Raw genomic sequence first — 19,070 nt, 5'->3', positions numbered from 1 at the left:
CCGGGCCGATAATGCGGGTCATGGTGCGCAGGCGGCAGGTACTGCCCTGGACCGGGGCGCTCGCGTCAGGCATGCTGCTGATCGCCTTGGCCGCGTTGTTCGTCGCCACGGGCCTGGAGAACGCCGACAAGCTGGCCAGCGTCGTCGGGGCGTTCGTCGGCGTGGCCGGTCTGGCCGGTTCCCTGTACGGGCTCGTGCTGGCGCGCCGCTCCCTGGATTCGGCGTCCCGGACAGAGCCGGCCGGCACCGACGCTGCGGTCTCGCAGCCGTTGCCCGAAGCCGCGCTCCTGCCGGCGCCGTCAGGGCTGGCGGCGCTGCCGCGCCCCGCGTCGCGCGTGTTCGCCGGGCGAGAGACGGAACTGGCGCGGCTCGACCGCGGGTCGGCCGACGGGGCGGGCCTCGGCGTGCAGGTCGTGTGTGGACTCGGCGGGGTCGGCAAGAGCGAACTGGCCCTCCAGTTCGCGCACCGCAACCGTGGGCGCTTCTCGCTGATCTGGTGGATCGACGCGGCCGACCCCGAGACACTTCGGAGCGGCCTGGCCGACCTGGCCCGGAACATCGCCGCCGGCACCGCGTCGTCGGCCGCGAGCCGGGCCACCACCGAGGAGGCGGTCACCTGGGTCATGGCCTGGCTCGCGGCCCATCCCGGTTGGCTGCTCGTGTTCGACGACGTGGCCGAGGCGGCGTCGCTGCGGTCCTACCTCGGCCGGCTGCACGGCGGCCACGTCCTGATCACCACCCGCCGGACCGCCGGCTGGCACGACCTCACCATCCCGATCGATCTGGGCGTGCTGCCCCGGCCGGCGGCCGTGTTCCTGCTGGCCGAGCTGACGCGCTCCGGCGAGACCGGACAGCTGGACGCGCTGGCCGACGACCTGGGAGATCTGCCGCTCGCGCTGGCCCAGGCGGGCGCCTACATCGCCCAGGCTCCCGGCATCGGGGTGGGCCGGTATCGCGACCTTCTCCGTGCCTCACCGACGCGCATGTACGCCTCGGCCCCGGCCGGCGGTGACCACGAGCGGCTCGTGGCCAAGGCGTGGGCGGTCACCCGGGCCCGGATCGAGGAGATCAGCCCCCTGGCCATCGAGATGCTGGATCTGCTGGCCTGCTTCGCCCCGGACGACCTGCCCCGCGACGTGCTGGTCCGCGCGGCGGACGCCGACGAACTGGACGCGGTCGAGGCGCTGGGTGTCCTCGCCTCGTTCAGCATGATCAGTCTCGCTGATGACGGTGTCTCGGTGCACCGGCTCGTGCAGGCGGTGACGCTGCATCAACTGGACGAACCGCACCGCGACGTGCTGCGGGCCCGGGCCGGCGCAGCACTGGACGACTGCCTGCCCGCTCGTCCCGCGGATCCGGCGAGCCGGCCTGTCTTCGCACGCCTGCTGCCCCACGTCATCGTTGTCCTGCCGGGCAATGCCACCGGCCTGCTGCGGACCGTCGGATATCTCGACGCGATCGCGGACTACCCCACGGCCGTACGGCTCCAGCAGCGCGTCGTTGATGCCATGGCGGAGCGCGCGGGCGCGGATGATCCGTCGGTGCTCGTCGCGAAGGCCGAGCTGGCCCGGTTCACCGGCATGACGGGTGACGCGGGTGCTGCCCGCGACCAGTATGCGCAGCTGCTGCCCTTGTTCGAGCGGCAGTTCGGGCCCGAGGACGAGCGGACGCTGATTCTGCGGGTCCACGTCACCGAGTGGACCGGTGAGGCCGGGGCCAGGTCCGACGCCTACGGCGATTACCAGCGCCTCCTGCCCCTCCTCGACGAGGTCCTGGGCCCGGACCACCCCCGCACGTTGTACGCGCGGATGGATTTCGCCAACTGGATGGGCCACCTGGGTGAACCCGCCGGCGCCCGGGAGGTGTGTCGTCCGCTGCTGCCTGCGGCCGAACGGGTCTGGGGACCGGAACATCCCGACACGCTGACGCTGCGCGGTTGCCTGGCCCATTTCACGGGTCAGGCCGGGAACGCGCCGGACGCGCGGGACCAGTACGCGGCTCTGCTGGCGGTCCGCACGCGGGTCAACGGCCCCGACCACCCGGAAACGCTGGCCACGTCCCGGGATCTCGCCACCTGGATCGGCGAGGCAGGCGATCCCCGGCAGGCCCGCGACCGCCTGGCGGACCTGGTCCCGCTGCTCGAGCGCGCCTGGGGCAAGGAGCATCCGAACGAGACTCTGGTCGCCAAGGACCTGCACGCCGACTACACCGGACGGGCGGGTGATCCCGCCACCGCCCGCCGGCTCCTGGCCGACCTGCTGCCGATCCGTGAACGCGTGTCGGGCGCCGACCATCCACTCACCCGCGCCACTCAGGTGAGCCTCGCCCGCTGGGCGCAGGAGAACCCCTGACCGGCTTTCACGGGCGCAGCGTCGTCACCCGGGCCAGGGTCTCCTGCTCGGACTCGCCCTCGCGAAGGTCCAGATCCTCCGTCACAGCACCGTCGGTCAGGCGCACGATGCGGTCGCACCTCGCCGCCACGTGCTGCTCGTGCGTAGCCAGCAGCACGGTCGTGCCGCGCTCCGCACGCAGCCGCACGAGCAGGTCGATGATCTGCCGGCCGGTCTTGGAGTCCAGGTTGCCGGTCGGCTCGTCGGCGAGGAGCAGCCGCGGTTCCACCATGAGCGCCCGCGCGATGGCCACCCGCTGCTGCTGCCCGCCGGACAGCTCGGCTGGCACCGCACCCTCCCGGCCGGCGAGCCCGACCGCGTCGAGGAGCTCGCGGCCGCGCGCAACCCGGTCGTACGGCACGCGGTAGGGCAGCGTCGGGGCGATCACGTTGTCCAGCGCGGTGAGCGGGGCCAGCAGGTGGTAGCGCTGGAACACGAAACCGATGGTCTGCCGGTACCGGGACAGGGCGCCGCGGCGCAGCGCCGTGATGTCCCGGCCGTCGACGGTGACCGTGCCGGTGTCGGCCCGCTCGATCGCGCCGACGAGGTGCAGCAGCGTCGACTTGCCCGACCCGCTGGGCCCGGTGAGCGCGACCATCGAGCCGGCCGGCACGTCCAGGGTGACGGCGTCGACGGCGGTCAGCTCCCCGTACGTCTTGGACAGGTTCTCGATCCTGATCTCGGCGGACGCCATGCCTCACTCCTCGGCCAGCAGGCGCGCGGCCGGCAGCCGGCGCAACAGCAGGGTCGGCACCACCGCGGCGGCGCCGGTGACGAGCACGCCGGCGGCCGCGGTAGCCGCGGCGACGACGGCCAGCGGGCCGGACACCGCGCCGACGAGCCAGCCGGCCGCGGCCAGCCCTGCACCGGCGCCGGCCGTCGCGCCGAGAACGCCCAGCAGCAGCCCCTCGACGGCGACGAGCCGGACCAGCGCCAGGTCGCTCCAGCCGGTGGCCCGCAACGCGGCCAGCTCGCCGGCGCGGTCGCGGATGTTCAGGTACAGCACGTCGGCGACGGCGATGACGCCGAGCAGCACGGCGGCGGCCGCGGCGAGCCGGTCGACGCCGCGGACAGTGACCGCGACCGCGTCACCCAGGACGGTGCCGATGATCGCGCCCTGGAACGCGAACGTGACGGCGGCGAGCACGGTCACCGCCGCCACGCCGATGGCCAGGGCGGTCGCGCCCAGGACCGTGCGGCCGGGCACCCGGCTCAGATTCACCAGGCTCAGCCGGAACATGCTGCGGGCCTGCCGGCGGCGCCCGGGCCGGCCGGCGGGCGGGCGCAGCGCGGCGGCCGGATGCGCCCGCGCGGCCCGCACGGCCGGCAGGACGCCGGCGCCGACGGCCAGGACCAGGGCAACCGGTACGGCGAGCAGCGCATGACCGAGTGACACGTGTACGCCGAGCAGCCGCCCGAGCGGCCAGGCCAGTCCCACCGACAGGAGCCCGGCGAAGAGCCCGAGCAGCGTCAGCTCACCGAGCAGCGCCGCGGTGACCCGTCCCGGCGGCCAGCCGAGGCAGGTGAGCACCGCCAGCTCGGTGCGCCGGTCCCGGACGGCCGCGCTGACCGCGTTGCCCAGGAACAGCGCGCACACGACGAGGACCAGCGCGAACAGCACGAGGCTCTTGCGGTCGACCGCCTCGACGATCCGGCTCGCGACGCCGATCGACGACCAGCGCTCGGTCAGGCGCAGCACCGGCCGGCCGAACGCGCCGGCGGGCAGCTCGACGGTGCGCGCCGCCTGCGACGAGCCGAGCGTGATGTCGACGTCGAGGCCGGTGCGGCGGGCGATCTCCTCGGCGGCGATCCGGACCCGCTCGGCGGACTCGCGGCTGTAACCGTCGACGCCGGCCACCCGTACCCGGATCGCACTGATCGGCGCCTTGCCCTGGGCGGCGGCCGGACCGGTGAGCAGGTCCGGCAGCACGCTCATGCTGGTGAGCAGCATCGGTGGCGGCGTCAGGTAGCCGCCCGGGTTGCCGCTGGGCAGCAGGGGGCGGTCACCGAGCGCCGTACGGCTGGCCGCGTCCGCTCCCTGGGCCGAGGGCGCCTCATAGGTCTCCAGGGGCACGCGCGCCAGGTCGCTGAAGCCGGTGAGCCGTTCGGGGTCGAACATGCCGACCGGCGTCCAGCTCTGGAACCGCGTCCCCGAGGGGTCGTCCAGTAGCACCTGGTTGGTGAGCGGCCGGAACCACTTGTCGGTGGTGAGCCAGGGCCGCGACCCGCCGATCTGACTGGGCGTGTCGAAGATCCGCTCGTCGCCGGGACGGGTGACGGCGCGCAACGTGCCGTCGGGCAACTGGTCGTACCGGGTCGGCCCGGGCTGGATGACGGCGTCGAGGGCTGCGCCGCCCTGCCCCCGGTCGACGATCTGCTCCATCCGGTCGCGGTAGTTCGTGTCGACGTCGCTCTGCCCGCCACCGGTCGCGGTGGCCGGCGCACCGCGGAGCGCGTTGGTGAGCTCCTTCGACGGCAGGCCGGCCACGACCGGCGGGCGCAGCCGGGTGTACGCCGCGCTCACCACCGCGTCCACATAGGCGCGGCTGGAGGCGAGCACCGGAAACGTGCGGTTCCCGACGTCGGCGCCGTCCTGACGCCACGGCGCGTCCTCGCGACGCAGGGGCCGGCCCTTCACCATCGCCGCGGACAGTCCGACCAGCCGGCTCTCGGCCTCCGGGTCGACCGCGGCCAGCAGGAACGGCATCTCCCAGGGGATGTCGACCCGGAGCCGCTCCTCGGGGCGGGTGTCGGCCACGGCCTGGCTGCGGCGCATGTCGAAGCGCCCGTCCGGCAGCATCCGGGCGACCAGGACCGGAGTCCTCTGGTACGGGTCGGGGCCTTCGGGTGCCTGCGACGCCACCTCGCACACCGGGGCGGTCCGGCCGCCGGGCAGCACCTCACGGACGGCCAGGACCGCCCCGCCGCCGCATTGGTCGATCGGGTACGACTTGCCGTCGCTGTAGCGGATGTCGTCCGTGTCGTTGAAGATCCCCTTCGGCACCTCCGGACGAATCACCGGCCGGCGCGTCACGTACACGTAGAGGGGTGTGGCTCTGCCCTTCGACAGGCCGCGTTCGGCCAGGAACGTCGGGTCGACGCGGATCACCTGGGTCTCGGCCGTGCGGTCGACGGCGTCGGTGATGTCGAGCAGAGCCGGCAGGCCCATCGTGGAGTAGCCGACCATCGCGATCGGTGCGGCCACCTCGACGCCGGGCACGGACCGGACGGCGGCCCAGTCGCCGGTGGTCACGCCGCCGAACTGCCCGGACAGGTAGTTGGGCCGGACCAGGCCGTCGGCGGCCTCCAGGCCGGTGCGGCTGCCCTTCGGGCGGACCAGGATGTCGTACGCCGCCCGGGTCCCGCCCTGGACCGCGCCGGTCACCTCGAGGCGGCTCGTGGCGGCCGAGCCGGTGAGCACGACGAAGCCGGTGGTCGCCACCAGCATGCCCGCCAGCAGCGCCACCGACCTGCCGAGCCGGCCGCGCACGTACCGCCACACGAAGCGGAACACGGAATCCCGACCTCCCCCGATCGCTGAGCCCACTCTGCGCGATACATTGTCACAATGCAAGCGCGTCCGGGCGCGACCGACGGAGGTTCCGATGCCGATCCAGCACGCGGTCCTGTCCCTGCTGGCCGCGGGCCCGAGCTACGGCTACGAGCTGAAGAGCGCGTTCGAGGCGGCCGTCGGGCCACAGTGGGGGACGCTCAACATCGGGCACCTGTACCAGGTCCTCGAACGGCTCTCCCGCGACGGCCACGTGGCCTCCCGCCGGCACTCCCAGCAGGTCAAGCCCGACCGCGTCATCTACACGATCACCCCGTCCGGCGCCGCCGAGCTGGCCCGCTGGCTCGAGGAGCCCAGCCCGCGCGGCAGCGGCTTCCGGGACGACTTCTTCCTCAAAGTGACCGCCGCCGCGCGGACCGGCTCGGCCGATACCGTGCGGGTCCTGTTGCGCCACCAGCGTGGCCTGCTGCTGCGCGAGCTGCGTAACGTCGGGGCGCTGCGCGCTGAGGCGGCCGATCCGGTCGTCGATCTGCTGCTGTCGGCCGCCGCCCGGCACGTGGAGGCCGATCTGCTGTTCATCGAGGACGTCGACGCGGCGCTGTTGCAGGACGGCGGGGTCACTCTCGCGGCGGTACGCGCGACGCCCCGTCCGGCGCCACCGGACGTGGCCGACGCCGCCTCGTGATCTTTGTGTCGATGACACCGTCCCCGCGCCTCAGCCGCCGCCCCCTGAAGGCGGGTTGACCGGCGCGCCGGTGATGGCAGCCTCCTGCCGCAGGAGGAGATCCTGGATCGGCAGGTTGTCGTCGTTGCTGAGGACGACACCCACCCAGCCGGTGTCCGGGTAGATGCTCCAGTTGGCGCCGATGCCGGCGTCCGCGCCGCCGCGCCCGATCACCCACTGGCCGTTGCTGATGCTGATGGGCATCGTGTATCCGTGGAACGACGTGGGATCCGGACCGGGGAGCTTGGCCCCGGCGAACAGATCGGCGTAGGGCCGGTCCAGCACCGTGCCGTCCCGCAGGGCTTCGGCGAACCGGACCAGGTCCGGCGCGGTGGCGAAACCGCCGCCCGAGGCGTGACCGATGAAGCCACGGCCCGGATTCCGGCCGGCGATGGGCGGGAACACGCTGCCCTTGTCCAGGTTCCGCACGGCGTCCAGGAGGCTGCCGTCGGCCTGCAGCATGTACGGGTGCGCGATGTGCTTCTCGGTGAGCCACTGCTCCCGGGTGTAGAACGCCGAGCCGGTCATGCCGCAGCGCCGGAAGACATGCCGGTGCACGTAGTCCCAGAACGTCATGCCGGACACGGCCTCCACGATCTGCGCGGCCATGGCCAGGCCGACACCGCCGCCGGGCCGGTGGCCGTTGGACGCCGCGCCGGGGACCTCCACCAGCGTCGCCTGCCGCGCCCACTGCTCGGTGTAGTCGTGCACCTCCTGCCGGCTGTGGAAGACGCGTTGCCAGTCCGGCATCGGGGCGTCCAGCCCGGAGGTGCTGGTGAGCAGGTGATGGATGGTCACCTTCTCGGCGATCTCCCCGGAAAGGTCCTTCAGGTGCTGGCCCACCGGGTCGGACAGCGTCAGCCGGCCCTGCTGCAGCAACTGCAGGACGGCCACCGACAGGAAAGGCTGGCTGGCCGAGGACAGGTTGAACGCGATGCCCTCGTGGTTGCGGATGCCCTTCTCCTTGTCGGCCATGCCGTAACTGCGCGACAGCACCGTCCGGCCCCGGTGTGCCAGCAGCACCACACCGGAGAACTTGCCGTCGGCGGCGAGCTTGGCCACGTACCGGTCGAAGGCTCCACCGGGCCGGGTGTCCGGCGGGATCTGGTCGCGGCCGGCCCTCGCGGGTTTGGCGCCGGCCACCACGCCGGCAGCGGCCAGCCCGCCTGAGGTGAGCAGTCGCCGCCGGCCGATGCCACCTGAGTTCGACAATGAAGCGTTGTGGTCCATGCCTCCACTGAAGACGAATGTCCGTTGCGGTGGCGTATGCGGATTTCGATACGCCGGCAATACGGCGGTCCCCGAAAGTTGTCGGTGCCCCGGTGGATACTGCCCGGCATGACGAGCTTCGAGGACCAGGACCTGACTGATGCCGAGTTCCGCGAGTGTGACCTGACCCGGGCTCGGCTGATCGGGGTGGTGATGCAGGACGCGGTGATCGACGGGCTGATCACGAATCTGGTGGTCAACGGAGTCGAGGTGACGTCGTACGTCGAAGCCGAGCTGGATCGGCGGTATCCGGTGCGGCTGCTGCTGCGCTCAGCCGATCCGGCGGAGCTGCTGCAGGGTGTCCGGCAGCTGCGGGCCGGCTGGGCGGAGACCGTCGAGCGGCTGCGAGCGATGCCCACGGGCTCGGAGCACCAGCGCGTCGGCGGCGAGTGGTCGGCGGTGGAGACCCTGCGCCATCTGGTGTTCGTGCACGACTCGTGGTTCCGCCGCTGCTGTCTGGGATCGACGGAGCCGTTCACCGCGATCGGGCTGGCGTCCGACTTCGTCCCCGACCAGGAGGAGCAGGGCCTGGACCGAGCGGCGGCCCCCGGTCTCGACGAGGTGCTGGCCGTGCGCGACGAGCAAGGCGCTGAGTTGGAGCGTTGGCTGTCGACGGTGACGGCTGATGAGCTCTCTGGGCCCGCGCCGGTGCCGGAGGGGCCGGGCTGGCCGCCGTACGCCGTGGGAAGGTCGATGCTGGCGTGCGTTCAGGTGGTGCTGAATGAGGAGTGGGCGCACCACGGCTTCTGCGTTCGCGACCTCGATCTCCTCGGCTCTGAGCGCCTCAAGGGCTGATCCCCTCTACAGGGCGGCCGTCCTCGAGGTAGCGCACCTGTTTTGTCTTCCAGGCGGCGCGTACCCGACGTCGGACCGGTCCGCTGAGCAGCGGCAGCGCTGTGTCGATCGGCAGGATCCGGCTTTCGGCGATCTCGATCGGTTGGATGACCACCGTGTCCAGGACGGCGTCGGCGAAGACGCCGCAGTCGAACAGGAAGCGCATACCACCCCGACGGTCGGGCCGTGGGTGCAGGAAGTCCACGCAGACAAGCCGTCCGGTGGTGACGTCGAGGCCGCACTCCTCCTTGGTTTCGCGGCGACACGCTTCCCAGGGTGATTCGCCGATCTCGACGATTCCACCTGGGATCGTCCAGCCGCCCTTGTACGTCGGCTTCAGGATGAGCAGTCGGCCCTTGCGGCCACGTACCAGTGCTCCGGCGGAGGCCGGGATGGTCGGGAGTGCGAACGTCAGCTCGGGTAGCTCATCAGCGTTGACGTCGCTCATGGAGATCATGCTAGGGCTGACGCGACTGATCGGCATCCGCCGGGCTAGAGCAGCAGCTCTGGCGTTGCCCCGCATTCGCGTTGCGCGGACGTTGGAAGGAACCGAGCCTGGCCGGCGCACGCGCCGACGGCCGCCGATATCCTGATCTGCCGATAACTCCCATTCGTTGATTGTCTGCACATCGACCTATCGTCCACCGCGCCCCTGATGGTAGGCCGTAGTGTGGGTGGCTCCGCACAGCTGACATCGGTTCGCAGGGTAAGAGGGTCCCGGCTGGACTTTGTCGCCTCCGCTTTGAGTCAGGCCATAGCCGACGAGACCGAAGAATGCAGCCGCGACGACCAGCGCGCAGCTGGTGGAGTTTGAGACGTGACCGAAGATCAGTCCGTTTTTTCCAGCCGCCCACAAGCAGCCCTCGATGCCGAGCCACAGGACGCTCAGCATACCGAGCAGAACGAACACGATGCCAAAAACCGCCCTGATCATCTGCCCTCTCCCATGGTGCGGTCAAAATCGTGGAACTCGCGACGATGACGAAGTCCTGAGCTCGCTCCGTGGCCAACGCTGGACGTGGTGAACTAGAACCAGGAAGTCACTTCCAATTTGACGTAGTCATCCTCGAAGCCGTTGGTGTCGTGGAATCCCGCCACCTGCACGAGGGCGAAATTGCCCTTCGGGGTTCTGACGCACATACGGAGACCTGGGCTGATGTCGTCGTGTTTGATGGTGTGTTGGTACTGCGTGGCCGCCGCGCAAGTCGTGTAGGACTCGCTGTCGCTGGACGACAGCGGAGCAAGATCGCCGCCGTAGCCCGCCATCAGATCTCCCTGAAACCACAGACTGCAGTCGCCACAGCCGTTGCTCACGCTCCAGTTTGTTGCGCTGGTGTCGAGGACGACGCTGTGCCTTTCCTTGATAGTGATAGTTCCGGATCGCGCCTGAGGCTGACCATCGGAGTCGTTCTCGGTTGCCGCGGGAGGCACCGTCGCGGCTGGCCCGGCACCACCACCGTCGTTCTGGCGGCTGCCGGTGCCTCCGTCTGAGGACGAGTTGTCCATCGGAAGCAGCCAAGCACCAAGGGCAATGAGCAGTCCCCCAAAGGTGAGTCCGACACCCCATGCCGTCCACTTCTCTCCGGTCGTCACGGCATGTGGATCTTCGTTACGTCGTCCTGCCTCAATGTAAGATCCTTTCTACGAAGAGAATCACATTTTAGTGTCGCTTGCCCATAGCTGGGCAGTGTCGATTGTCATGTCGAAGACGAAAAGCACTCGCCTTGGCTCATGTCATCGAACTGCTGTCTGAGTGTTTGAGAAATCGGGTCATGGTGCGTTGGCGTGTGGCGATGAGTGCTTCTCGGCGATGATCGGCATATGGGGGTCCGGGTCAAGTCAAGACGCGGCGGATCTGACGGTGGGCGGGCCGCCCGCGGGTGATCCGGCGGGCCGTGCCGGCGATCGCGGCCCAGCGGGATGAGGGCCTCGGCGACCCGTGGCCGGCTTTCGTAGTCGCGGGCCAGCCTGCGGTCGGCGGTCAGCCACGCCAAGGCCTTGCGAGCCGGTCGGCGAAGCCGGAGCCGGCGAAGAGGTCTCACCCGTTACATAGCGCCGACAGGCGTCTCTCACGGCTCCGCCGGCCGGCGCCCCAGCCGTCGGCTGATCTGCCGGCCTCGCCAGGCGCTGTACATGATCAACGGAACCAGCGCCACCGCGAACACCACGTCGCCGGCGGCCACCGAGGCGACCACCTGCCACACCATCACCGCCACGAACCCCAGCTGTAGCAGCACCACGGGCAGGACGGACACCAGCCGGATCGTGCGCTCCGCGGTCGATGAGGGCTCGGCCGGCGGCGGCATGGCGGCCCGTCCGGCATCGGAACCGCCGCCCATGGCGACAAGAAGCGGAACCCCGATCAGAAGCGCCAGCGCGTACCCCCAGCGATCCGGCCCTCCGCCCACGAGCACGACCATCGCGGCGACGACCGTGGCCACCACGATCCCCACGGGAACCACCAACGACCGGCGCGTCATATCGCCATGGATACAGACCGCCTCCGGGGCCGTCAACCGCGGTGGCGCACCCTGACTCCGGCACCTGCCTACCGGTGCTGGCCTGCAAGATCAGTCCGAACAGGCTCGGCGATCCTCAGTCCGCACGAGCCGGGCCCGCGTCGGCGCAAGCTCGCCGACGTGCTGGGCCTGATCGGAGGCGGTTCGGTCAGCTGATCGACATGGCCACGCAGGCTTTCTTTGTTTCCCGTACGGCGACGCCGTTCCGCTACGCCGGCCGGGTGGCCGTGACCAGGGTCGAGCGCAGCCACGGGCCGCTCCACCAGAGCCGCCAGCCGAGCTCACGCCGGGCGACATCGCGGAAGCCGAGGTGACGCAGGCGCCGCTCGTAGCGGCGGGTGAACCGGATGTCCGCGATCAGCAGACGGCCGCCGGGGCGCAGCATCCGCACCGCCTCGTCGATCGCCAGGTCGACCCGGTCCCGGCCGACGTTGTGCAGCGCGCCCATGGAGACCACCACGTCGAACGATCCGGCCGGGAACGGCAGGTCGGTCAGTTCACCGGTCTCCACGTCGACCCGGTCGGCGACACCTTCGAGGAAGGCGTTGCGCCGGGTCGCCTGGGCTGAGTTGCCCGACTGGTCCTGCGTCCGCCACAGGTCGACGCCGACGGCCCGGCCACGCGGCAGCCGGTGGGCCGCGGTCATCAGCACCGCACCACGCCCGCAGCCGATGTCGAGCAGCCGCTCGTCGCCGCGCAGCGACCTGAGCAGCTCGCCCCAGACGACGAACTTGCCCCGCTTGGTGGCATGCACCGAAAGCCCGACACAGACGAGGATCAGCCCCGCACCGACCAGTGGCCAGGCGGACTTCGTGATGATGACCTGCCACCAGGTGGACAGAACGAGCGCCGCCGGTACGGCGAGCAGGTACGGGGCGTCGATGCCGTAGGAACCGCGGTGGCGGGCGGGAGCGAGATCGTTCGTCATGCCTCTACTAGACCGTTGTCGGGGGCTCGATCGCATCGGTCCAGGGATCGGTCCTGCGGTCATCCCCGGGACGGAGAGCGCCGGTCAGATCGGTGATGTCGGACGAAACACTCGGTCGAGTTGGGCGTCAATGAGGGCCAGTGCCTGGTCCGGGCTGTAGAGGCCGACAAGGATCGGCCCAACGAGGCCCTGGGTGAGGAAGTAGAGGGCGGGTGCTTCCACGTCGGGATCGACCCCGTCGCGTAATTCGCTCAGCCGAGACGCCTCGCGGAAGTTGGCGACCGACACCGTGAGGATGCGTCCGTATCCGTCGCGAAGCTGCTCGGCATACGTCGGTGTGACAGTCGCGGCAGAGAAGAACGCGATGTTCACGCACGCCTCTTCGTGGCCGGCCGGGTCGACCGGGAGCATCACCGCGGTAGCGGCACGAATCAGGTCACGCCGGGTGGGCTCACGCAGAGCGGCGATGGCGGCCTGGAGCCGGGCCATCACGCGTTCGCGCATGTGAGACAGCGCGAACGACAGCATCTGGTGCTTGGTGGGGAAGTAATGCTGCACGGTGCCCATCGAGACGCCGGCCTGGTCGGCGACGTCACGCAGGCTCACTGCCTCGAACCCTTCTGTGCTGATGACGGCGAAGACCGCTGTGGCCAGGAGGCGGCGGCGTTGTTCGTGATCGACCTGCTTCGGCACCCACCGAACCTATCTCATGCGGACGCATTGCCATAGCCGCCCGCAGACCGTTATCATGCGATCGCATTACAAAATATGGGGGAGGCCGACATGGGCATCGAGTACGCCGTGAACGGGGACGTCAGGATCGCTTACGAGACCTTCGGCACGGCCGGTGAGCCGCTGCTGCTGGTCCTGGGACTGGACTATCAGATGGTCTGGTGGCCCGACGAGTTCTGCGAGCGCCTGGTCGAGGCGGGTTATCACGTGGCCCGCTACGACAACCGAGACACCGGCCTGTCCACGCACTACCCGCAGCCGGCGGACGGCAGCCCCTGGCGGGCGCTGCTCGGCCGCACTCGCCCCCTCTACACAATCGCCGACATGGCCGCCGACGGGCTCGCGGTGATGGACGCGCTCGGCTGGTCCGAAGCGCACATCCTGGGCGGCACGTCGGCGATCGCGCAGGCCATAGCGCTGCTGCACCCCGGGCGGGTCCGCGGACTCACGCTCTGCATGAGCAGCCCGGCCACTGCGGGAGTTCTGCAGACCCTTCGCTATCTCAAGTTCGGCATCTTCCGCGAATTCCGCAAGCTGCCCAAGGCGACCACACCCGAGCAGGAGATCGACAATTTGGTCGCGATCTACCGGGCGCAGGCTTCGCCCGGCTACCCGTTCCCGGAGAAGTGGGTCCGCGAAGCGGCGACGCTCAGCCACACCCGCGCGCCACGCGATCCACGCACCACCCAGCGGCACCTCGCCGCCGGCCGGGCCGTGAAGCTGCCGCCGCTGTCCGGCATCACCACGCCCACCCTGGTCGTCTCGGGCGCCGACGATCCCATGCTCAAGCCGAGCGCGGGCCATGACCTGGCCGCCCAGATCCCCGGCGCGCAGTTCGTGGAATACCCCGGCGTCGGCCACGACTGGCCCGAAAGCATTTGGGACGACGTGATCGCCCGCATGCCGCGCTGACATCCGCCTGAACGGTAGGTCGCCATGAACGAGCCTCGTCATTGATATGGGTCGCTCAGACCTGCCAGAACCAGACATCCGGATCTGCCGCCGACAAGGCGCGCTGCCGGCTGTCGACGTGGCCGAGCGGGGGCTGCCGTCGCGATGCGCGGTCAGCCTGCCGTGGTGGCAAAAGCCGAACTTGAAGAGTTGACGATCTACCCACAGAAGGCCAAACCTGCGGACCCGCCGCAGTCCACACCCGCACGACGGTGATCTGGATAGGCTGCGCGGCATGCCGTACGTGCCCGATCTTGATCTGGTCCTGACCGCTGGGCATCGCGTCGAGCACGACGGGATCGTCTACGTTGTCGAGCCTCGTGAGCTCGGTCCGGTAGTGCTGCCGACCGGCAAGGTCGTCGGGTGCGACCCGCTCGTCCCGCAGGCCACGCCGTTCGTTGACGCGGTGGCGCCGGGCCGTTACCCCCCTGCGGGCCTCGGTCGCGGTTCTGTCCAAGGACGGCTCGGAGTCGCAACGGCGGATAGCCGCTCTGCACCTGGTGGTCGCGGATGAGCCGGTCGCCGAATGGACCATGGCACTGCTCCCAGGACAGGACGTGACCGCTCTGGGCGACGATGGCTTCTTCGGATACGGGGTGGACGCGGGCACCGGCACGCTCGCCGACCAGGTCGCGATCGAGGCGCTGAGCCAGTGGGACTACGAGCAGATCGAAGAGACGTTCATCCCGGCGCAGATCCCCGCTGACCCGATCGAAGCCGTCATTGCCGCGGTCGTCGACGAGCGCACGGCGGCGAACGTGTACGTCGTCGGTTCAGGGTGGGGAGACGGCGTGTACGCAACCTATGTGGGCAGGGCCGAGGACGGGCGGATCGTCGGCTTCGTCACCGACTTCCGCGTCATCCCGCTCGATTAGCACAGGAACGCGACCGACAACTACGCGGTCTGGGCATCGCTGGAGCCTCGGCCACAGTCAGCCGGCCCGCCAACCAGCCGGATCGACACCGCCGGGCACCGGCCCCTCGGGGTGGTAGGGCTGCCGGGTGAAGATGAACGTGCCCAGATCGAGGTGGCTGACCGCGCCGGCAGCGTCGCGTTGGACCCGTAGCCGCTCGCCGGCGAAGTAGCCGCTGAGCCCCTCCCAGCTGCCGTCGCCGGTGGGGCGCAGCCGGGTGCCGCGTCCGCCCCCTGACAATGGGCCCAGCTCCAGGAAGCCGTCGGCCAGCGGGCGCAACACGTACGGGGCCGGCCCCCAGTACCACGGGCCGGCGATCTCCAGGAGCTGCGGCTCGACCGACGGCAACGGACGCCACGGCGCCGGAATCCGTGGCTCTCGCTCGGCGACCGTCTGCAGCAGGTCAGCGGCCAGAGAGCTGACGGCCAGGCCAGAGGTCACGTTGCCCAGCGCGACTGCGCCCAGGGCGTCTTCGGGGCTGACCCAGACGGTGGCGACGAAGCCCGGCATCGAGCCGGTGTGTCCGGCCAGCAGCCGGCCGTCGCGGCGCAGCAGCTGCATGCCGAGCCCGTACCCGTGGTCCCAGTCCTTCGCCTCCGGCGGACTCGCCGGGGCGCGCATCTGCGCGACGGTGTCCGGATGCAGCACCCGCTCGTCGCCGTCGATGAGGAACGCGGCGAACCGGGCCAGGTCCGTTGCGGTCGACCACAGCTGCCCGGCGGGTGCCATCAGGCCGGTGTCCACGGCGGGCTCCGCCTGCAGCACATCAGCCCAGGGGTGCACCGCCCAGCCCGTGGCGTGCGGTGCGACCGGCAGCAGGGTGGTCCGGGTCATCCCGAGCGGTTCCAGCACCTCACGCCGCAGGACCTCGCCCCACGCCTGACCGCGAACTCGCTCCACCAGCGCGCCGAGCAGTGCGTAGCCGGGGTTGGAGTAGTGATGGCGCTGTCCGGCCGGATGCACCCGCGGATCGCTGCCCAGCACGTCGGGCAGCTCAGGGCGCAGCGTCCCCGGGGTTCGTTCCCACCACGGACCGGGTGCCTCGGAGACCAGGCCGGCGGTGTGCGCCAGCAAGGCACCGATGGTGACCTCGCCCGCCACCGTGTCGGGCAGGTACCGGGCCAGCGGGTCGGTCAGCGCGAGCCGACCCTCGTCGCGCAGGCGCAGCACCAGCACGGCCACGAATGTCTTGGTGATCGAGCCGATCCGGTACTGGATGTCACCGTCCGGCACCCGGCCGTCCACCGTTCCCCAGCCGTCCACCCACACCGGTTGGCCGTCACGCACCACGGCAGCGACGACCGAAGGCGCCCGCCCTTGCACCTGACCTGTGGCCAGCCGGTGGACCAGCGCACGACGAGTATCCGGCAACAGCTCTGGCGGGATCGATGACATGCGGCGAACCTATCGGCGGCCCGCACAGCCGTGTCAACCCGGCACCGGCTCTTCCAGGAGGTGCTGAAGCCTCGATGACACCTCAGGCAGAGGCCAGTGCATCGCAGCCTCGAGCGAGGTATCAACCATCATGCGATCGAGCAGGCGCCAGCCGAGCCAGTAACCGCACCGACCGGGCAGGTCACCATCGCGATCAGCGGCGCCACTGAACCAGGCGCTTGACCTGTCCGTACGGCGCAGATCAGCCAATAGCCGCCGCCTCAAGGTCATTTCTCGGTCCTGGCATCGTAGAATCCACTCGTGGTGTCCTGGCGCGAACCAGAGGTGTCCGCTGGCATCCATCTCCGGTATCAGGCGGGCCGTGACGTGCACGGCGAGCCCTTCCCGGAAGAGGTCGGCATCCACCCGGTTGTCCGGCCAGTCATGGGAGGCGCGTCGCAGGTGCTCGGCGTGCAGCATCTCGTGCAGGGCCAGCACGACGTCGTAGCCGGGCTCGGGTAGCCGGTCGACCGCGAGAAACAGGGTCGGTGTCCCGTTGACGGGAGTAGCCCATCCATTCGCCTTACCCAGCCCGACAAGCACCACGGCATTCATCCGGCCGGCGTCCGGTAGGGCACGCCTGAGCAAGCTGTGAGCTCGGTGCACGGCCTCTTGAGCCCGTCGTGCCCGAACCACCAGCTCGTCGCGGCTCCGTACCAGGTCGGGCAGTCTTTGACCGGCGTCGGCTACGCCCATCCACGGCTCGATCACGCGATAGATCTCCGCATGGGGCTCGACGACCCGTTTCCGCCATCGGGTGGTCATGTCATCGTCCGGCTTTTCGTCGGCGAACTCAGCGAACGGTGCCACGAGGTCTTGGATCATCATCGTGAAATCGTGGCAGAGCCCTCAGCGATGTACACCAGGAGACAATGAGGACCATCAAGGCCGGCGGCTTGCTGGCCGCTTCCGGAGGGGCGACCGCAGTGCCCTCCCTAGGACGGCGGCTCGTCCACGTTGCTCACGCCGACCAGCTCCCCGGCGGCCACCTGCACAGCTGGTCGATCCCGGCGCGGTCGCCGCCCGCCTCGTCGCCATGACCGGGACATGGCTCTGAGTCAGCCCTTCACCGCGCCCGCGGTCATGCCGGCCACGATCTGGCGGTTGAAGGCCAGGAACATGATCAGCGGCGGGATCGTGATCAGCAGGATGTCCATGAACAGCAGGTTGTACTGCGTGTTGAACTGGCTGTTGAAGTTGTACAGGGTCAGCTGCACGGTCGCGTTCTGCTCGCCCGGCAGGAAGTACAGCGGGTTCACGAAGTCGTTGTAGACGAAGACCGACTGCACCAGCACGACCGTCACGATCACCGGGCGCAGCAGCGGGAAGATGACCCGGAAGAACAGCCGGACCGGGCCCGCACCGTCGATCACCGCCGCCTCGTCCAGTTCCCGGGGGATCGTCGCGATGAACGCCTGGAACAGCAGCACGCAGAAGGCCAGCCCGAAGGCCACCTCGACCAGGATCAGGCCGGGCATCGTGCGGAACAGCCCGAGGCGTTGCAGCACCCAGATCGTCGGCACCACCGCCGGGGGGATGATCAGCCCGGACAGCACCAGGAAGTTGACGAAGCCGTTCCACCGGCTGCGCCGGCGTTGCAGCACGTACGCGACCATCGCCGAGGTGACCGCCATGATGCTCACGCTGGCCACCGTCAGGATGGTGCTGTTGATGTAGGCGATGATCAGCAGGTAGTCGCGGGCCTGAACCACGTCGACGAGGTTCTGCACCAGCTGGAACTGCTGCGGCCAGGAGAAGTCGAACTCGGCCGCCTGCCGCCGGTCCTTCACCGCGGTCAGCACGATGAACACGAACGGCACCACGAAGACCACCAGCGAGGCCAGGATCGCGACGGCGCTGAGCAGGTAGTTCGGGCGCGGCTTGCGGCGCGGTACGGAAGCGGGCGCGGCGCTCACAGGTCGACCTCCTTGCGGTTGAGCAGCCGGGACAGCGGGAACACGATCGCCGTCACGACCAGGAACAGCACGACGTTGCCGGCGGTGGACAGGCCGTAGAAACCGGCCTGGTACTGCTTGTAGATCACCGAGGCGATGACGTCGGAGGTGAAGCCGGGCCCGCCGCGGGTCATGGCCCAGATCAGGTCGAACGAGCGCAGCCCGCCGATCAGCGACAGCAGGATGACCGTGACCGTGGCCGGGCGGGCCAGCGGCAGGATGATCCGGCGGAAGTTGTCCCAGGCGCCCGCGCCGTCGACCTTGGCCGCCTCGAAGTACTCGCTCGGGATGCTCACGATGCCCGCGATGTAGATGACCGTGGCCAGCCCGACGCCCTTCCAAACGTCGACCAGGGCCACCGACAGCAGCGCGTAGCTAGGGTCGGTCAGCCAGGCCGGCCCGTCGATGCCGATCACCGCCAGCGCGTCGTTGATCAGGCCCTGGTCCGGGTTCATCAGCACGGTGAAGGTCAGGCCGACCCCGATCGTGCTGACCAGCACTGGGAAGAACACCACCGAGCGCAGGAAGCCGCGCCCGACGATCCGGGACGTGAGCAGCAGCGCCAGCAGCATGCCCAGCACGACCTTGGCGGCGGAGGTGACCACCGCGTAGATCAGCGTGTGGGTCAGGCCGGAGACCAGCGCCGGCTCACGGAAGAACGTGACGTAGTTGTCCAGGCCGATGAACTGCGAGTCGAAGATGGTCCAGCGGGTCAGGCTGAAGTAGAACGCGGTGATGGTCGGGATGATGAACAGCAGGCCGTAGATCACGGCCGCGGGCAGGTAGAACCAGTACGGGTACGGGCTGCGCGCCTTGCCGCCCGGTGCCGGGGTGGCCGCGGTCCGGGGCCGGGACGGCGTCTTGTCGATGGTTGTCGTCACCATGGGGTCCTCCTTGGCCTGCGCCCCG

General features: G+C 69.9%; 18 protein-coding genes. 5 read left to right on the top strand and 13 right to left on the bottom strand.

Annotated features, from left to right (window positions below; translation table 11 throughout):
• The first annotated feature begins 20 nt into the window (after positions 1 to 20).
• Positions 21 to 2,351, top strand: coding sequence for an FxSxx-COOH system tetratricopeptide repeat protein (fxsT, locus tag ACQP2Y_RS27050; RefSeq protein ID WP_433717836.1), 2,331 nt, complete (start codon positions 21 to 23; stop codon positions 2,349 to 2,351).
• Positions 2,352 to 2,358: 7 nt separating this feature from the next.
• On the opposite strand, the gene ACQP2Y_RS27045 is transcribed toward fxsT, so the two are convergent.
• Both ACQP2Y_RS27045 and ACQP2Y_RS27040 read right to left on the bottom strand, forming a co-directional pair.
• Positions 2,359 to 2,988 (bottom strand): ABC transporter ATP-binding protein, encoded by a 630-nt coding sequence (locus tag ACQP2Y_RS27045; RefSeq protein WP_433732078.1) that lies wholly within the window; start codon positions 2,986 to 2,988, stop codon positions 2,359 to 2,361.
• Positions 2,989 to 3,087: 99 nt separating this feature from the next.
• Entirely contained in the window at positions 3,088 to 5,904 is a 2,817-nt protein-coding gene (locus ACQP2Y_RS27040; RefSeq protein ID WP_433717835.1) for an FtsX-like permease family protein, read from the bottom strand.
• 91 nt (positions 5,905 to 5,995) lie between these two features.
• Here ACQP2Y_RS27040 and ACQP2Y_RS27035 point away from each other — a divergent pair, with 91 nt between their 5' ends.
• Complete coding sequence (locus tag ACQP2Y_RS27035) at positions 5,996 to 6,586, top strand: PadR family transcriptional regulator (RefSeq protein ID WP_433717834.1); 591 nt, start codon at positions 5,996 to 5,998, stop codon at positions 6,584 to 6,586.
• 30 nt (positions 6,587 to 6,616) lie between these two features.
• On the opposite strand, the gene ACQP2Y_RS27030 is transcribed toward ACQP2Y_RS27035, so the two are convergent.
• Positions 6,617 to 7,855: a serine hydrolase domain-containing protein gene (locus ACQP2Y_RS27030; RefSeq protein WP_433717833.1), complete on the bottom strand. Its 1,239-nt coding sequence runs from the start codon at positions 7,853 to 7,855 to the stop codon at positions 6,617 to 6,619.
• 108 nt (positions 7,856 to 7,963) lie between these two features.
• On the opposite strand from ACQP2Y_RS27030, the gene ACQP2Y_RS27025 reads away from it, so the two are divergent.
• A complete protein-coding gene (locus tag ACQP2Y_RS27025; RefSeq protein ID WP_433717832.1) occupies positions 7,964 to 8,689 on the top strand; it encodes a DinB family protein in 726 nt (241 codons plus the stop codon).
• Here ACQP2Y_RS27025 and ACQP2Y_RS27020 read toward each other — a convergent pair.
• From ACQP2Y_RS27020 to ACQP2Y_RS27000, 5 genes are all read right to left on the bottom strand, one after another.
• A complete protein-coding gene (locus tag ACQP2Y_RS27020; RefSeq protein ID WP_433717831.1) occupies positions 8,679 to 9,176 on the bottom strand; it encodes an NUDIX domain-containing protein in 498 nt (165 codons plus the stop codon). The genes ACQP2Y_RS27025 and ACQP2Y_RS27020 overlap by 11 nt on opposite strands.
• A 578-nt stretch (positions 9,177 to 9,754) precedes the next feature.
• Positions 9,755 to 10,321 carry a hypothetical protein gene (locus tag ACQP2Y_RS27015; protein ID WP_433717830.1) on the bottom strand — a complete coding sequence of 189 codons (567 nt, stop codon included), beginning with the start codon at positions 10,319 to 10,321 and terminating at the stop codon, positions 9,755 to 9,757.
• Positions 10,322 to 10,797: 476 nt separating this feature from the next.
• On the bottom strand, positions 10,798 to 11,244 hold the full coding sequence (locus ACQP2Y_RS27010) for a hypothetical protein (protein ID WP_433717829.1): 447 nt from the start codon (positions 11,242 to 11,244) through the stop codon (positions 10,798 to 10,800).
• A gap of 211 nt (positions 11,245 to 11,455) precedes the next feature.
• Entirely contained in the window at positions 11,456 to 12,175 is a 720-nt protein-coding gene (locus ACQP2Y_RS27005) for an SAM-dependent methyltransferase (protein WP_433717828.1), read from the bottom strand.
• Positions 12,176 to 12,259: 84 nt separating this feature from the next.
• Complete coding sequence (locus tag ACQP2Y_RS27000; protein ID WP_433717827.1) at positions 12,260 to 12,868, bottom strand: TetR/AcrR family transcriptional regulator; 609 nt, start codon at positions 12,866 to 12,868, stop codon at positions 12,260 to 12,262.
• Positions 12,869 to 12,958: 90 nt separating this feature from the next.
• Here ACQP2Y_RS27000 and ACQP2Y_RS26995 point away from each other — a divergent pair, with 90 nt between their 5' ends.
• On the top strand, positions 12,959 to 13,819 hold the full coding sequence (locus ACQP2Y_RS26995) for an alpha/beta fold hydrolase (RefSeq protein ID WP_433717826.1): 861 nt from the start codon (positions 12,959 to 12,961) through the stop codon (positions 13,817 to 13,819).
• Positions 13,820 to 13,874: 55 nt separating this feature from the next.
• On the opposite strand, the gene ACQP2Y_RS26990 is transcribed toward ACQP2Y_RS26995, so the two are convergent.
• Complete coding sequence (locus tag ACQP2Y_RS26990) at positions 13,875 to 14,150, bottom strand: hypothetical protein (protein ID WP_433717825.1); 276 nt, start codon at positions 14,148 to 14,150, stop codon at positions 13,875 to 13,877.
• Between the two features lie 106 nt (positions 14,151 to 14,256).
• On the opposite strand from ACQP2Y_RS26990, the gene ACQP2Y_RS26985 reads away from it, so the two are divergent.
• Positions 14,257 to 14,733, top strand: a complete 477-nt coding sequence (locus ACQP2Y_RS26985) for a DUF4241 domain-containing protein (RefSeq protein WP_433717824.1) — start codon at positions 14,257 to 14,259, stop codon at positions 14,731 to 14,733.
• 57 nt (positions 14,734 to 14,790) lie between these two features.
• Here ACQP2Y_RS26985 and ACQP2Y_RS26980 read toward each other — a convergent pair whose 3' ends face one another.
• From ACQP2Y_RS26980 to ACQP2Y_RS26965, 4 genes are all read right to left on the bottom strand, one after another.
• On the bottom strand, positions 14,791 to 16,167 hold the full coding sequence (locus tag ACQP2Y_RS26980; protein WP_433717823.1) for a serine hydrolase domain-containing protein: 1,377 nt from the start codon (positions 16,165 to 16,167) through the stop codon (positions 14,791 to 14,793).
• A 33-nt stretch (positions 16,168 to 16,200) separates the two neighbouring features.
• Positions 16,201 to 17,034, bottom strand: coding sequence for a DUF2268 domain-containing putative Zn-dependent protease (locus ACQP2Y_RS26975; RefSeq protein WP_433717822.1), 834 nt, complete (start codon positions 17,032 to 17,034; stop codon positions 16,201 to 16,203).
• 230 nt (positions 17,035 to 17,264) lie between these two features.
• Entirely contained in the window at positions 17,265 to 18,122 is an 858-nt protein-coding gene (locus tag ACQP2Y_RS26970; RefSeq protein WP_433717821.1) for a carbohydrate ABC transporter permease, read from the bottom strand.
• Positions 18,119 to 19,045 carry a carbohydrate ABC transporter permease gene (locus tag ACQP2Y_RS26965; RefSeq protein WP_433717820.1) on the bottom strand — a complete coding sequence of 309 codons (927 nt, stop codon included), beginning with the start codon at positions 19,043 to 19,045 and terminating at the stop codon, positions 18,119 to 18,121. The genes ACQP2Y_RS26970 and ACQP2Y_RS26965 overlap by 4 nt, the downstream gene beginning before the upstream one ends.
• Positions 19,046 to 19,070 lie beyond the last annotated feature (25 nt).

The sequence above is a fragment of the Actinoplanes sp. CA-051413 genome, assembly GCF_050955795.1.
In the GTDB taxonomy this organism is placed as follows: Bacteria; Actinomycetota; Actinomycetes; order Mycobacteriales; family Micromonosporaceae; genus Actinoplanes.
Note: the sequence above shows the minus strand (reverse complement) of the source record. Positions and strands in the feature narration are given on the sequence as shown.